The sequence below is a fragment of the Kitasatospora sp. NPDC043950 genome, from assembly GCF_056435345.1.
Genome location: NZ_JBWKER010000037.1, coordinates 27,022 through 41,287 on the forward strand (window position 1 = coordinate 27,022; position 14,266 = coordinate 41,287).

Genomic DNA, 14,266 nt, shown 5'->3' on the forward strand with positions numbered 1-14,266 from the left:
ACACAGTGGAGGAACCCTCATGACGCCATCCGTCCTGGCCGGGGTCGACGGCTCGCCGGAGAGCACCACCGCCGCCCTCTGGGCCGCCGACGAGGCGGTGCTCCGGGGCGCCCCGCTGCGCCTGGTGCACGCCTGGCCGTGGCTGACCGACGGTGTGGCCACCTTCGCCGAGCCCGACGACCTGCCGGCCGCCGCACAGCGGGTGCTGGCCTCGGCCGCCGACGCGATCCGCGAGCGCCACCCCGACCTGGTGGTGCACACCGACGCCGTCCTGGACGCGCCGGTGGACGGCCTGGTCGCCGCTGCCGCGGACGCCGCCCTCCTGGTGCTCGGCTCGCGCGGCCTCGGCGGCTTCACCGGGCTGCTGCTCGGCTCGGTCGGCATGGCCGCGGCCGCCCGCAGCACGGTGCCGGTGGTCGTGGTGCGCGAGCCGGGCGCGCCCGACGGGGCCGGCGATGACGGGCCCGAGGTGCTGGTCGGCGTCGACGCGCACGCCCCGGAGGAGGAGGTGCTCGCCTTCGCCTTCCAGGAGGCCGCCCTGCGCGGCGCCCGGCTGCGGGCCGTGCACGGCTGGGACCTCCCGCCGGTCTTCGGCTACGCCGGCGGGGCCGTGCCGCCCACCGAGATCGCCCAACTGGAGGCGCTGGAGGCCAAGCTGCTCACCCTCGCCCTGGCCGGCCAGCGCGAGCGGCACCCGGACACCGTGGTGATCGAGGACGTCCGGCTCGGCTCCGCCCGCGGCCTGGTCGAAGCCTCCGCCGGTGCCGCCCTCCTGGTCGTCGGCCGCCGCCACCGCTCCCTCGACTTCGGCCCCCGCCTCGGCCGCGTCGCCCACGCCGCCCTGCACCACGCCCAGTCCCCGGTCGCCGTCATCCCCCACCCCTGACCGACACCCCGGCGGCGCACGCTCGGAAAGCGGGCCCAGGCAACCCCTCACGAGTTCGAATCTCACCTCCTCGGCCGGCCGATGGCCCGGACCGCACAGCGGTCCGGGCCATCGGCGTATCCCGTCCGAGGAACCCAGGGGGGCGCCAACGTGCGCGGCGTCGCAGGCGTTCCGGCAGTGCTGGGCATCGCCGTCCACGCATCCCTTCCGCCTGGAACATGTCGAGATATACTTCAGATGCGAGTTGATATCAGGAGGTGCATCACATGAGCCGGACCGTGATCGACCTGGACGACGAGCTGCTCGCCGACGTGGCTCAGGCTCTCGGCACCAGCACCAAGAGGGAGACGGTCAACACCGCTCTGCGTGAGGTGCTGGAGAACAGGCGGCGAGCGCTCGCCCTCACGCGGCTGCGTGCCGCGGCGGATGCGGGGGCCTTCGACCTGGAGATCTTCGAGGACAAGAGGAACTACCGCCGGTGAACGCGGCGCAATTCCTGATCGACACCAGCGCGCTCGCGCGCTTCATGCGCGGCGACGCCGAGCAGTACGGCTGGGACCAAGCCGCAGCGGCGGGCTTGGTCGCAAGCTGCCCCATCACCGAACTTGAGTTCTTCTACAGCGCGCGGACAGCGGCCGACCGCGCTCAGGGGATCGAGGACATGCGGCTGCTGTTCGGCTGGGTGCCGGTCGATGACCGCGCCTACGACCGCGCCTGGTACGTCCAGGGCATGCTGACCAAACGAGGTCAGCACCGCAGCGCCGGAGCCGTGGACCTGGTCGTCGCGGCCACAGCGGAACTGCAAGGCCTGACCCTTCTGCACCGGGACCGCGACTTCGAGTGCATCGCGAGCGTCACCGGACAGGCCCTCCAGTGGTACGGGCCGGAGGCCGGCAAATGAATCCGGTCCGTTCCGGTCCAGGACTGGGAGCCGGGAAAGGGGCCTGATCCTGTTCGAACCGCAATCTCGTGTTCTCTGCCTCCGCCCGACAGGCCATCGGCCGGGCCGGATCACGCCTCGACGGGGGCGGGGCGTGATCCGGCCGGGGAGTGTCAGGTTGCCGGGGGTTCGGTCGGGCGGGGGCGGGTGCCCGGGGGGAGGACTTGGGCCTTGAGGTGGAGGTCCGGGCTGTGGCGGAAGCCGAGGGTGAAGTCCACCCACTGGCCGGCCCGTAGGGGTGGGGGGTCGGCGATCATCAGGTCGGCGTCCTCCGGGGCCATCGCCAGCTCGCCGCGGCCCGGGATCGGGAGGGCGGCCACCGGCTCCCAGCGGCCTGCGGCGCCCTGGTGGAGGTGCCGCTTGATCGTGATCCTGCCGCCGAACTCCCAGCTGGCGGAGGTCAGTTCGTCCGGTACGTCGCCCGGGTTGCGGATCGTGAAGAACGCCGCCGTGGCCGGGGCCGCGCCCGCCGTCGGCAGTAGCAGCCAGCCCGGGCCGGCCTCCACCGGCCGGGGCCGCCCGGCCCCGCCGACCGCCGTCCACCCGGTCAGCAGCACCAGCGTCAGCGCCGCCGCGCCCACCGGCGGGCCGACCACCCGCAGCCGTCCGATCGCGCTCATCGCCGTGCTCATCGCCGCGCCCCCTTCCGGGCCGCCGAGGCGCCGCGCCCGGGCTGCCAGGTGCGCAGCCGCAGGCTGTTGCCGACCACCAGCAGCGAGCTGAGCGACATCGCCACCGCCGCCAGCATCGGGTTGAGCAGGCCGACGGCCGCCAGCGGGATCAGCACCACGTTGTAGCCGAAGGCCCACAGCAGATTGGCCCGGATCGTGCCGAGGGTGCGCCGGGCCAACCGGACGGCGTCCACCACCGCCTCGATGTCGCCGCGCACCAGGGTGAGTCCGGCCGCGCCGATCGCGGCGTCGCTGCCCGAGGCCAGCGCCACCCCGAGGTCCGCCGAGGCCAGTGCCACCGCGTCGTTGACGCCGTCGCCGACCACCGCGACCGTCCGCCCGGCGCCCCGCAGCTCGGCCACCACCGCGGCCTTGCCCTCCGGCGAGGCCGCGGCGTGCACCCGTTCGATGCCCAGCTCGCGCGCCACCGCCCGGGCCGCGCCCGGGCCGTCGCCGGTCAGCAGGACGGTCTCCAGTCCCATCCCGCGCAGCCGGTGGAGCGCCCGCCAGCTGCCCGAGCGCAGCGTGTCGCCGACGGCGAGCACGGCCGCGGCCCGCCCGTCCAGTTCGACCACCACGGCCGTGCGGCCGGTGTCCGAGGCGGCGGTGACCGCGTCCGCGAGGTCGGCGGGCAGCGGCTGCGCCGTGCCGTCCGGGCGGACCACCCGTATGCTCCGGCCCTCGACCACCCCGGACACCCCGACCCCGGTGGCGGCCGCGAAGCCGTCCACCGCGGGGAGCGGACCGCAGCGCTCCCGCGCGGCCGCCGCCACGGCCCGCCCGATCGGGTGCTCCGAGCGGTGTTCCACCGCGCCGGCCAGCCGCAGCACCGCACCCTCGTCGAGACCTTCGCCGAGACCTTCGCCGAGCCCCGAGTCGAAGTCCTGGGCGACCGTCACCGCCGCCAGTTCCATCCGTCCGGTGGTCAGCGTCCCGGTCTTGTCCAGCACCACGGTGTCGACCCGGCGCAGGCTCTCCAGTACCTCCGGGCCGCGCACCAGCACGCCCAGTTCCGCGCCCCGCCCGGTCGCCGCCAGCAGCGCCGTCGGGGTGGCCAGGCCCAGGGCGCACGGGCAGGCGACCACCAGCACGGCGACCGCCGCCGTCACCGCCGCCTGCGGGGCCGCGCCCGCGCCGAGCCAGAAGCCCAGCACGCACACCGCGCCCGCCAGCACGCACGGCACGAACACCCCGGCCACCGCGTCGGCGAGGCGCTGCGCCCGGGCCTTGCCGGCCTGGGCGTCCGCCACCAGCGCGGTGATCCGGGCGAGTTGGGTGTCGGCGCCGACGGCCGTCGCCCGAACCACCAGCGCGCCGCCGACGTTGACGGTCGCGCCGGCCACCGCGTCCCCGGGGCCGACCTCCACCGGCACGCTCTCCCCGGTCAGCAGGCTCAGGTCGAGCGCCGAACCGCCTTCGACCACCACCCCGTCGGTGGCCACCCGTTCACCCGGCCGCACCACGAACTCCTGCCCGGGCAGCAGCAGTTCGATCGGTACCAGGCGCTCCTCGCCGGTCCCGCCGTCCCGGACGCACACCTGCTTCGCGCCCAGTTCGGCCAGCGCCCGCAGCGCGGAACCGCTGCGCCGCCGCACCCGGCCCTCCAGCAGCCGCCCGGCCAGCACGAACAGCGGCACCCCGACCGCCGCCTCCAGGTAGACGTGCGCCGTGCCGCTGCCGTCCGCGGTCAGCGAGAACGGCATCCGCATGCCGACCTCCCCGGCGCCGCCGAACACCAGCGCGTACGCGGACCAGCCGAAGGACGCCACCACCCCCAGGCTGACCAGGGTGTCCATGGTGGCCGCCGCGTGCCGCAGCCCCTGCCAGGCCCGGCGGTGGAACCCGACCGACCCCCAGGTCACCACCGGGACGGCCAGCGCGAAGCAGACCCACTGCCAGGCGGGGAACTGTAGTGACGGCACCATCGACAGCACCACCACCGGGACGGCCAGCAGCGTCGTCACCAGCAGCCGCCAGCGCTCCGCCGGCTCCTCGTCCGGCAGCCCGACGCCCGCCCCGGCGGGCGCCAACTCGGCGGTGTATCCCGCTCGTTCGACGGCCGCCACCAGCTCTGCGACCGGCACCCCGGCCGGGTGCAGCACCCGGGCCCGACCGGTCGCCAGGTTCACCCCGGCCGTCACTCCGTCGATCCGGGCCAGCCGCTTCTCCACCCGGCCCACGCAGGCCGCGCAGGTCATCCCGCCGACCGCCAGATCGGTGCTCACCAGGGCCCCGGCGTCGGCCCCCGCGACCGGGCTCATCGCATCCCGCCCATGTCGTGCCCGCCCATCCCGGGCGCCCCGGGCGACGCGCCGCCCCCGGGCGTCAGCCCCGGGGACACCGGGCCCGCCTGCCGTCCCACCGCGTACGCCACCACGAACACCACCACCAGCAGCAGGGCGAACCCCGCCAGCACACTCAAGGGCCGGACACCCGGCGACTTCGCACTCACCCCCCAGCAGTCGGACGACGGGCACGGTTGGTTCCCGTACGGTCCGAACCGGTGGGGACCGGTGGGAGCGCCCTGGCGTCGCGGGCCCGGCGAGACCCGTACGGCGGGCCTCGGGCCCGGATTAATTCGGATGACGCACCCGGTGTGACCAGGTAGCGTCCGGGACGGCGCCTCCCGATGCGCTGGGCCCCGGCTACTACCCGTCAACTAGATGCCGGTGCCCGTGGTCGGGTTCCGGGAGGCGCCCATACGCGTTCAGCCCCGGGGTCGCTTCAGCCCGCCGCGCGGGGGCGTGGTTCGAGGGCCGGGGTCAGGCGAATCCGCCCTCGGCGAAATCTGATCGTCATAAGATCCCTTCGTGTGCCGAGGGTCGGCACCCGGCCCGGCCGCGCGCGCTCGTGCGGCCGGACGGATGGTCAACGCAGCGGGGAGTAGCGATGACACGTACGGGGAAGCGGATGCTGGCCGCCAGCGCGGCCGCGCTGGCGGCGGTACTGGCGGTCGCCGGGACGGCCTCGGCGCAGCCGGGCCCGGCTGCGGTCCAGAGCGGTATGGGGACGGGGGAGATCCTGCCGCACCCGGGGGAGACGGGCCTGATCTGGATCCCGGACTGGATCGGCGACGGTGGCGCGGTGACGGCCTCCGTCAACCCCTCTCAGCCCTTCACCGTGACGGTGGGCTGCCAGGGCGGCGGCTCGGTCCAGGTCCACGTCGCCGGCCTGGCGCCGGCCGACTTCACGGTCCAGTGCCCGGTCGGCGCGACCGGCATCGGCTCGGTGGAGATCCCCGCCCGGCCCGGCCGGGACCTCCTGTTCACGGTGACCGCCTCCGACCAGGCGATCCACTGGGGCATGTACGCCACCCAGGCGGACTGACCCCGCCGCGCGTCCCGGAACGGGTCCCGTTCGGTCCTGCCGCGCGCGCGACAGGACCGAACGGGACTGAACGGGACCGGCCCTAACGCCGCACGCTGCGCGGCCCGGTGACCGCCGCGCCCAGCGCGCCGACCCGGGCCCGCAGTTCGCGGTCGGCGGTGACGACCAGGCAGTCCCGGTCCGGCTGTTCGGCTCTGGCCGCCCGGACCAGCTCGACGATCCGGTCGTCACCGCTGCCGGCCGCCGCGACCACCCGTACCTCGGGCAGTCCGTCCACACCTCGGGCCGCGCCCTCCACGACCAGCACCACCTCCAGCGGCCCGGGCCGCTCCGGCAGGCCCTGCCCGGCGACGGCGACCAGCGCGTCCCGCAGCCGCTCGGCGGCGCCCCGTCGATCCCGCCACCACCCGTCGGGCACCGACCCGACCACGTTGGCCGCGTCCACCACCAGCAGCGGCAGCCCGCCCCGGGCCCCGTCCGCGTCCCTGTCCTCCATGGCCTCTCCCACGCCCTTCCTCGTCACGCCTTTCCCCGGGCCGGCCCGGCGAGTGACCGGGGGCCCTGCCAGCCGGGTGGTGCGTCAGGTGAGGGTGATCCGGATGCCGACGGTGCCGCGCTCGCCGCGGCGCAGGCGGCTGCCGAGCAGGGTGAGCACGCCGAGCAGGCCGTACTTCTGGCGCAGCAGGGTGCGGTAGGCGGCGGTGCGTTCGGGGCTGAGGATCTCGGCGGTGGCGGGGTACTGCTCGCCGGTCGGCCGGCCCTTGACGTCGCAGGGGCCCACCAGAACGTCCGCGCGGTTGCGGATCCGCTTGACCTTCCAGGAGTCGGCGACGGTCCAGACGCCGAGCGCCTCGCCGTCGCGCACCACCCACACCGGGGTCGGCACGGTGGTGCCGTCCTTCTTGTAGGTGGTGACGAGCAGGTAGCTCCCGGAGGAGAGGCTGACGATCCGGGCGAGCCGGTCGGAGGAAACGGGGTCGGGCGTGGTCATGGCCGGAAGTCTAGGGCGTGCCTGACCAGGGCCCGGGCCCGGCGGGCCAGCCCGCGGTGGCCGTGCCCGCCGAGGGCGGTGGCGCCCGGGTCGGGGAGCGCGGCCGGGTCGGCGGCGAGTGCGGCGCGGCGGCGGGCGGCGGTGCGCCCGGCGGCCCACAGGGCGAGGACGGCGCCGAGTGCGATGGCCGTCCAGGCGGCCGGGGCGAGGCCGGGGTCGTTGCCCCGGACGGCCTGCGGGTGCGCCTGACCGGCGATGGCGGCGGGGGCGGCGGAGGAGGCAGCGCCGGCCCGGCCGGTGATGGTGGCCGGGCGGGCGGCGGCGGTGTCCTCCACCAGTTGCCCGACCGGCTGGACCTTGTCGGCCGCCGCGAAGCCCCAGTCGAGCAGCTCGGCCGCCTCGTCGTAGACCCGGGTCTGGGTGTCCGGGTGCATCACCGTCACCAGCAGGGTTCGGCCGCCGCGCTGGGCGGCGCCGGTGAAAGTGGCGCCCGCGTTGGTGGTGTAGCCGTTCTTGACGCCGATCAGGCCCTGGTACTTGCCGAGCAGCCGGTCGGTGTTGGCGATGTCGAAGCTGGTGCGCTGCCCGGTGAGCTTGTCGAGTCCGCCGGGGAAGTGCGCGGTGCGGGTGGAACAGTAGGAGCGGAAGTCGGCGTTGCGCAGCCCGGCGCGGGCGAACAGGGTGAGGTCGTAGGCGGAGGAGACCTGGCCGTCCATGTCGTAGCCGTCGGGGGAGACCACCTTGGTGTCGCGGGCTTGCAGGGCCTGGGCGCGGGCCTGCATCTCGGCGACGGTCTGCTGGAGGCCGCCGTTCATGTGCGCGAGGACGTGGACGGCGTCGTTGCCGGAGCTGAGGAAGACGCCCCGCCAGAGGTCCTCGACGCGGTACGGCAGGTCCTCCTTGACGCCGACGAGGCTGCTGCCGGCGCCGACGTTGGCCAGTTCGGCCGTGGTGACCTTGTGCTCCGTCGTGCGGTCGAACTTGGGCAGCACGGTGTCCGCGAAGAGCATCTTCAGGGTGCTGGCCGGGGGGAGCTGGAGGTGGGCGTTGTGGGCCGCGAGGACCTCGCCGGTGCCGGCGTCGGCGACCAGCCAGGACCGCCCGGTCAACGTGGGCGGCAGCGCGGGCGCCCCGGCCAGCGGAGCGACCTGGACGGCGGACCGGCCGAGCCGTTCGCCGCCGATCGCACCGGCGGCGTCCTGCCCGGGGGCGGTCGGGGCGCCGGCGGCGAGCATCAGGGCGGACACCGCGGCGGCCGCCGCCACTCTGCTGACATGCTGTGGCATCTGCTGCACACGGCGAACGTACCCGGGGCGCCGCCGGGCCGCCGCGCCTGCTGCTCCGTCCGGATCCCGGGCGGGTACGGCGGTCCGCACCCCGGGCGGTACGGCACCGGGACGGCCGGGCGGCGGGCGGGCGGCGACCGGCGGCTCCGGGACGGCCGGCGGAAGCCGCCGGGACGACTTTGGTCATCCCCGGGTCGCGCCGAAAGTCGGATTCCCGGGCGCCGGGAGCTGCCTAGGCTCGGGGCATGAAGACGCTGCTCGGCTATCTCGGTTTCGTGCTGATCCTCGGCGGCGGGTCCGGCCTGGCGGCGGACTGGCTGGGGGGCTTCCGGCTGTTCGGCTTCGTCCGTTTCCTGGTCCCGGACGGCCATGAGACCGCCGGGTACGCCACCCTGCTGGTGCTCGGCATCCTGCTGGCGATCCCGGCGGCCCGCCGAGGCTGATCAGCGGCTCAACCCGAGCCCCGACCGGCACCCCGACCGGCACTCTGATCAGCCCCCGCCCCCGAGGCCGCCACGCCGTCGAGCAGGACGGCGAGCCCGGTGCGGAAGGCCGCCCGGTCGCGGTCCTGCGGCGTGCCGTCGGAGGCGCCCTGGAGGGCGGTCAGCAGGGGGAAGCGCTCGGTGAAGTCCGGTGCCAGTTCGGCGAGTCGGGCGGACCGGGCGGTCCACCAGTCCTCGTCGGCGATGCCGGTCGCGGCGGCGGCGCCGCGTGATTCGGCGGCCACGGCGGCCGTGCCGCGGACGAACTGCCAGAGCGCCGCGACGACGCCGTGCAGCCGCGGGGGTGCGAGGGCGGCCGATTGCAGGGCACGCAACAGGCTTTCCATGGCGGCGAGTTCGGCCGGTCCGAGCACCGGGCGGGCCTGCGATACCTGGAGGATCCAGGGGTGGCGCAGGTAGCAGGCGTACAGTTCCTCGGCCCAGGCGGTGACGGCGGGGCGCCAGCCCTCCAAGTCCGCGACGGAAGGCCGCAGTTCGCCGAGTGCCCGGTCGTGCATCAGGTCGAGGAGTTCGGCCTTGCCCGGGACGTAGGTGTAGAGGGCCATGGCGGTGCGGCCGAGCCGTTCGCCGACGGCGCGCATCGAGAGCGCGGCCATGCCGTCCGCGTCGGCGACCGCGATGCCGGCGGAGACGATCGCGTCGACGCTGAGGCCCGGTTTGGGGCCGCTGCGCCCGGTGCGCGGTTGCGGTGGTGCGCCCCAGAGCAGGGACAGGGACCGGTGGGCGTCGCCCTGTCCGGCGTAGACGACCATGCAGCAACTCCTTATGGCGTAAAGTATCCTCGGCCGCGACAACTCTTTATGTCGTAAGGTTATCAACCGAAGGGGTTTTGCGATGACACTGCCCGTCACCTTCGCCGAGGTCGTCGAGGTCCGCCGGATCACGCCGCGCACCGCCCGGGTCACCTTCGAGGCCGAGGCCCTGGCGGACTCCGTGGGCACGGCGCCCGACCAGCAGGTGAAGCTGTGCTTCCCCCGTCCCGGCCAGGCGGTGCCCGAGCTGCCCGCGCAGAGCGACGACCCGATGAGCTGGTACCAGGCGTACCTGGCGATCCCCGAGGCGGGGCGCCCGCTGCTGCGCAGCTTCACCCTCCGGCGCCGGCGGCCCGGCACCCGCCTGGTCGAGATCGACTTCGTGCTGCACGGCGACACCGGTCCGGCCGCCGCCTGGGCGGAGCGCGCGGAGCCGGGGCAGCGGCTCGGGATGGTCGGCCCCTCGGCGCTGTACGCCCCGCCGGTCCCGCTCGCCGAGGCCGCCGCCGCTGCCGACTGGGTGCTGCTGGCGGGGGACGAGACGGCGCTGCCGGCGATCGCGACGCTGGTCGAGGCGCTGCCCGCCGGGGTGCGGGCCCTCGCGTTCGTCGAGGTCGCGGACGAGGCCGAGCGGCAGCCGCTGGAGAGCCGTGCCGAGCTGGCCGTGCACTGGTCGGTCCGGGGCGGGGCGGCCCCCGGGGTCGTGCTGGCCGGGGCCGTGCGGGCCGCCGCGCTGCCGGCCGGCGCGCCGTTCGCCTGGCTCGCGGGGGAGGCGGGCGCGGTGCGGGCGCTGCGCCGCCACCTGGTGGCGGAGCGCGGCGTGCCGAAGCGGTCGATCGACTTCACCGGGTACTGGCGCCACCGGCTGACCCAGGACGACGCGCCCACCGCCGAGGATCTGGCGGACGCCCAGGAGCGATTGGCCGCCGGCTGATCGGGTGCCGATCGCTCGGCGGCCGGGGGATTCCGGCCACCGGGCGTCGGTGTGACCGCGCGCCCGTTCTGTCATGTCCGGTTTCAGGGTGGGTCCGGGGGGAAGGGTGTGTGGCGGTGCTGACGGTGTGTCCCAGGTGGCGATGGTCCGCCACTGTCCAGAGTTCGCCACCGATTTTTTCCGACCGGGATCGGACAGTTCCGACCGGGTCTGGTCAGCGAAAAGGGGCGGACATGGCCCGATTTCTGCCGCGAATTTTACTTTCTGATGGTCTTTTTTACTTTCTAATGGGGATTTCCCCCCTTGTCGTGGTCGTGTCGGATGCGCTGGAATGCGACCGCTGTCGGGACGCGCGGTCCGGAGCAACCACGCGTCCGACCTGGATTCGCGTACGCTGGGCCGCGCAACCTGACGTCTCATCAGACGAAAGGATGTCCATTGATCGGCTGGCGGAAATCCCAGCTAGCAGCTGCCGTCACGGTCACCGCCGCGTCCATGGTCCTGACCTTCGGGTCCAGCGCCAACGCAGCTCCGCTCCCGGACCCGCAGAACGCCCCCGTGGCGTCCGCGGACGGGACCCCGGTGCCGGTGATCGTGATTCTCAAGGACCAGATAGCGGACGCCCCGGCCGACAACGGCCACCTCGGCGCCCGTAAGCAGAAGGCCGCGAACGCCCAGGCGCCGCTGCTGGACAAGGTCAAGGCCAACGGTGGCACCAACATCAAGAGCTTCGTGGTCGGGAACGCGTTCTCGGCCACGGTGAGCCCCGCGCTGCGTGCCGCGCTGCTGGCCGACCCGGCCGTCGCCTCGGTCGTCGCGGACGAGCAGGTCACCGTCACGCCGCCGGCCGCCGGCAAGGCCGCGGCCGCGAAGGACGCCGCGGACACCAAGTCCGGTGCCAAGTCGGCCAAGGCCGCCGCCCCGCAGGCCGTTTCGGGCAGCAACGGCCAGGGCGCCGAGCAGAACGCGACCAACACGATCTGCCCGTCCGACCCGTCCCAGCCGCTGCTGGAGCCGGAGGGCCTCTACTCGACGCACGCCGTCGGCGCCGACGGCAAGCCCGGCGCGGCCGACCTGGCCACCGGCAAGGGCGTCAAGGTCGCCTACATCGCGGACGGCCTCGACCCGAACAACCCGGACTTCATCCGGGCCGACGGCTCGCACGCGGTCGTCGACTACCAGGACTTCGCGGGCGACGGCGTGGACGCGCCGACCGGTGGCGCGGAGGCCTTCGGCGACGCCTCGGCGGTCATCGCCCAGGGCCGCCAGGTCTACGACGTCTCGAAGTTCGTGAACGCCTCCCGCGGTCTGCCGGCCGGCTGCAACATCCGCATCCGCGGCCTCGCCCCGGACGCCTCGCTGGTCGCCCTGCGGGCCGGCGGCGAGATCATGTCGAACTCGTCGATCCTGCAGTCCATCGACTACGCGGTCTCGGCCGCCAAGGTCGACGTGCTGAACGAGTCCTTCGGCGGCAACGTCACCCCGGACAGCGGCGCGCACGACACCATCTCGCTCTTCAACGACCAGGCCGTCAAGGCCGGTGTCACCGTCTCCGTCTCCACCGGCGACGCGGGCATCAGCGGCACCATCGGCACCCCGGCCACCGACCCGAACGTGATCGCGGTCGGCGCCTCGACGGACAACCAGAACTACCAGCAGACCGGCTACGCGGCCGCCCAGTTCTCCAACAAGACCTGGAGCAACAACCGCATCTCCGCGCTCTCCTCGGGCGGCTTCACCCAGGCCGGCCGCACGGTCGACCTGGTCGCGCCGGGCGAGTCGGACTGGGCGCTCTGCTCGCCCGACACCAGCAAGTACACCGACTGCACCGGCTACAGCGGCCAGGGTTCGCCGATCCAGTCGTTCGGCGGCACCAGCCAGGCCGCGCCGTTCGTCACCGGCGCCGCGGCCCTGGTCATCCAGGCCTACCGCGACACCCACAACGGCCAGTCGCCCGCCCCGGCGCTGGTGAAGAAGTTCATCACCGGCACCGCCCAGGACCTCGGCGTCCCGGCCGAGGAGCAGGGCGCCGGCCTGCTGAACGTCCGCGCCGCCGTCGAGGCCGCCCGCGGCTACCACGCCGGCTCCGGCGCGTCGGACAGCAAGACCGTCGTCGTCACCACCGGTCAGGTCGACATCGCCGGCAACCCCGGCTCGACCCACACCGCCGACGTGACCGTCACCAACACCAGCTCCGCCCCGCAGACGGTCAGCGGCGCGACCCGCACCTTCGTGCCGCAGTCGAGCAACCAGCAGACCGTCCAGCTGGACACGGCCTCCACCGACACCTTCAAGTACGCCACCAACGGCGCCACCTGGGTGCAGAAGCAGGTCAAGTTCACCGTCCCGGCCGGCGCCGACCGCCTCGCGGCGTCGATCGCCTGGCAGGGTGCGGCCAGCCCGGTCACCAACGGCTCCGTGGTCCGCATGACGCTGCTCGACCCGTCGGGCCGCTTCGAGACCAACACCCGTCCGCAGGGCGGCGCCACCCCGGCCGACTTCGGCCTGGTGGACGTCCCGCACCCGGTGGCCGGCGAGTGGACCGCCGTCCTGTACACCCCGGCGGGCAAGGCCGGCTACAACGGCCCGGTCCAGCTGGGCACCGCCACCCAGCGCGCGGTGCCGGCCGGCGCCGTCAGCCCGAGCGTCGCGGACCTGAAGCCGGGTGAGACCAAGACCCTCAAGGTCCAGCTCACCACCCCGGGCACCAGCGGCGACTCCAGCCAGGCGATCACCGTCGCCAGCTCCAACGGCACCGCCACCAGCGTTCCGGTCGTGCTGCGCAGCCTCGTCCCGGTCAACCAGGGCAAGGGCACCTTCACCGGCACCATCACCGGTGGCAACGGCCGCAACGCCTCGCCGACGCAGAGCTTCGCGTACGCCTTCGACGTCCCGAAGGGCCAGAAGGACCTGCGGGTCGGCGTCACCGTCGCCAAGGACCCGAAGCTGCTCATGCAGGGCGCGCTGATCAGCCCGAACGGCACCCCGATCGACATCGAGGGCAACGGCCTGCTCGACGCGCAGGGCAACCTGACCGGCACCACCGCCGGCGTCTCGGCCACCACCGTCAACCCGGCCGCCGGCCGCTGGCGGTTCGTCCTGAACGTGCTCGGCCCGGTCAGCGGCCAGGAGCTCGCCCAGGACTTCGCCGGCACCGTCGCGTTCAACCAGAACGTCGCCACCGCCGCCGGCCTGCCGAACGACCCGCACGCCAAGCTGGCGGCCGGCAAGCCGGTCACCGTCCAGGTGAACTACACCAACAACACCGTCGCCACCCAGAAGATCTCGGCCGACGGCCGCCTGGACCGCCGCACCGACATCCCGCTGGTGCCGCAGGGCGCCTCCGCGACGGTCACCCTGCCGCTGAGCCTCACCTCCGCGGTGCCGTCCTTCCTCGTCCCGCCGGGCACCGACCAGCTGAAGGCGGTGGCGGCCTCCTCGACGCCGGCCCACCTGGAGCTGTCCGGCACCACCGGCTCGCCGGACCTCTTCGGCGACCTGAAGAAGGCCCAGGACGGTTCGACCATCTCGGTCGTGACCGACAACGGCAGCGCGTCGCAGCCGGTCCTCCCCGGCGTGTGGGGCACCTTCCTGCAGCAGGTCGGCCCGTTCGGCACCGCCGGTGCCCCGGCCGGCACCGCCACCATCACCGCGACCGCGCACACCCAGGCGTTCGACCCGGCGCTGACCTCCAGCACCGGTGACCCGTACGCCCTGGCGGTCAACGCCTCGGCCCCGGCCGCCAACCCGGTGACCGTCCAGCCGGGCGCCAGCGGCTCGCTCCAGGTCACCGTGACCCCGACCGGTGCGAAGGGCAGCACCGTCCACGGTGTGCTGTACCTGGTGTCCGCCCCCAGCTCGGTGGCGACCGCCAACAACACCCTGGGCACCACCGGTTCGGTGCTCGCGGCGATCCCCTACAGCTACACGGTGAACTGACCTTCCATCACCATGCCGAGGCCGTCCCGGAGTTCCG

14 protein-coding genes are annotated in these 14,266 nt (G+C 74.3%); 7 read left to right on the forward strand and 7 right to left on the reverse strand.

Features of this window, described 5'->3' with window-relative positions; translation table 11 throughout:
- Positions 1–19: 19 nt before the first annotated feature.
- The 3 genes from AC07BF_RS24095 (at position 20) to AC07BF_RS24105 (ending at position 1,787) form a co-directional block, all read left to right on the forward strand.
- Complete coding sequence (locus tag AC07BF_RS24095; protein WP_363584739.1) at positions 20–886, forward strand: universal stress protein; 867 nt, start codon at positions 20–22, stop codon at positions 884–886.
- Between the two features lie 266 nt (positions 887–1,152).
- The gene (locus AC07BF_RS24100; protein WP_363584741.1) at positions 1,153–1,368 is read left to right on the forward strand and encodes a type II toxin-antitoxin system VapB family antitoxin; all 216 of its coding nucleotides are present in this window, start codon (positions 1,153–1,155) and stop codon (positions 1,366–1,368) included.
- Positions 1,365–1,787 carry a PIN domain nuclease gene (locus AC07BF_RS24105; protein WP_363584743.1) on the forward strand — a complete coding sequence of 141 codons (423 nt, stop codon included), beginning with the start codon at positions 1,365–1,367 and terminating at the stop codon, positions 1,785–1,787. The genes AC07BF_RS24100 and AC07BF_RS24105 overlap by 4 nt, the downstream gene beginning before the upstream one ends.
- Positions 1,788–1,939: 152 nt before the next feature.
- On the opposite strand, the gene AC07BF_RS24110 is transcribed toward AC07BF_RS24105, so the two are convergent.
- The 3 genes from AC07BF_RS24110 to AC07BF_RS24120 are packed head-to-tail and all read right to left on the reverse strand — an operon-like array spanning position 1,940 to position 4,919.
- The gene (locus AC07BF_RS24110; protein WP_478319296.1) at positions 1,940–2,458 is read right to left on the reverse strand and encodes a copper chaperone PCu(A)C domain-containing protein; all 519 of its coding nucleotides are present in this window, start codon (positions 2,456–2,458) and stop codon (positions 1,940–1,942) included.
- Positions 2,455–4,758: a heavy metal translocating P-type ATPase gene (locus AC07BF_RS24115; RefSeq protein ID WP_363584747.1), complete on the reverse strand. Its 2,304-nt coding sequence runs from the start codon at positions 4,756–4,758 to the stop codon at positions 2,455–2,457. Before AC07BF_RS24115 ends, AC07BF_RS24110 begins: the two co-directional genes overlap by 4 nt.
- Positions 4,755–4,919, reverse strand: a complete 165-nt coding sequence (locus AC07BF_RS24120; protein ID WP_350879799.1) for a hypothetical protein — start codon at positions 4,917–4,919, stop codon at positions 4,755–4,757. Before AC07BF_RS24120 ends, AC07BF_RS24115 begins: the two co-directional genes overlap by 4 nt.
- Positions 4,920–5,386: 467 nt before the next feature.
- Between AC07BF_RS24120 and AC07BF_RS24125 the strand changes: the two genes are divergently transcribed.
- Positions 5,387–5,824, forward strand: coding sequence for a hypothetical protein (locus AC07BF_RS24125; protein ID WP_363584749.1), 438 nt, complete (start codon positions 5,387–5,389; stop codon positions 5,822–5,824).
- A gap of 82 nt (positions 5,825–5,906) precedes the next feature.
- On the opposite strand, the gene AC07BF_RS24130 is transcribed toward AC07BF_RS24125, so the two are convergent.
- From AC07BF_RS24130 to AC07BF_RS24140, 3 genes are all read right to left on the reverse strand, one after another.
- Positions 5,907–6,320, reverse strand: coding sequence for a PIN domain-containing protein (locus tag AC07BF_RS24130; protein WP_363584751.1), 414 nt, complete (start codon positions 6,318–6,320; stop codon positions 5,907–5,909).
- A gap of 84 nt (positions 6,321–6,404) precedes the next feature.
- A complete protein-coding gene (locus AC07BF_RS24135; protein ID WP_363625447.1) occupies positions 6,405–6,815 on the reverse strand; it encodes a PPOX class F420-dependent oxidoreductase in 411 nt (136 codons plus the stop codon).
- Positions 6,812–8,101: a D-alanyl-D-alanine carboxypeptidase family protein gene (locus AC07BF_RS24140; RefSeq protein ID WP_400803784.1), complete on the reverse strand. Its 1,290-nt coding sequence runs from the start codon at positions 8,099–8,101 to the stop codon at positions 6,812–6,814. The genes AC07BF_RS24135 and AC07BF_RS24140 overlap by 4 nt, the downstream gene beginning before the upstream one ends.
- A gap of 245 nt (positions 8,102–8,346) precedes the next feature.
- On the opposite strand from AC07BF_RS24140, the gene AC07BF_RS24145 reads away from it, so the two are divergent.
- Complete coding sequence (locus tag AC07BF_RS24145) at positions 8,347–8,544, forward strand: hypothetical protein (protein ID WP_363373336.1); 198 nt, start codon at positions 8,347–8,349, stop codon at positions 8,542–8,544.
- A gap of 8 nt (positions 8,545–8,552) precedes the next feature.
- Here AC07BF_RS24145 and AC07BF_RS24150 read toward each other — a convergent pair whose 3' ends face one another.
- Positions 8,553–9,356 (reverse strand): TetR/AcrR family transcriptional regulator C-terminal domain-containing protein, encoded by an 804-nt coding sequence (locus tag AC07BF_RS24150; protein ID WP_363629839.1) that lies wholly within the window; start codon positions 9,354–9,356, stop codon positions 8,553–8,555.
- A gap of 82 nt (positions 9,357–9,438) precedes the next feature.
- On the opposite strand from AC07BF_RS24150, the gene AC07BF_RS24155 reads away from it, so the two are divergent.
- Complete coding sequence (locus tag AC07BF_RS24155; protein WP_363629841.1) at positions 9,439–10,290, forward strand: siderophore-interacting protein; 852 nt, start codon at positions 9,439–9,441, stop codon at positions 10,288–10,290.
- 495 nt (positions 10,291–10,785) lie between these two features.
- On the forward strand, positions 10,786–14,229 hold the full coding sequence (locus tag AC07BF_RS24160; RefSeq protein WP_478319299.1) for a S8 family serine peptidase: 3,444 nt from the start codon (positions 10,786–10,788) through the stop codon (positions 14,227–14,229).
- Positions 14,230–14,266: the final 37 nt, after the last annotated feature.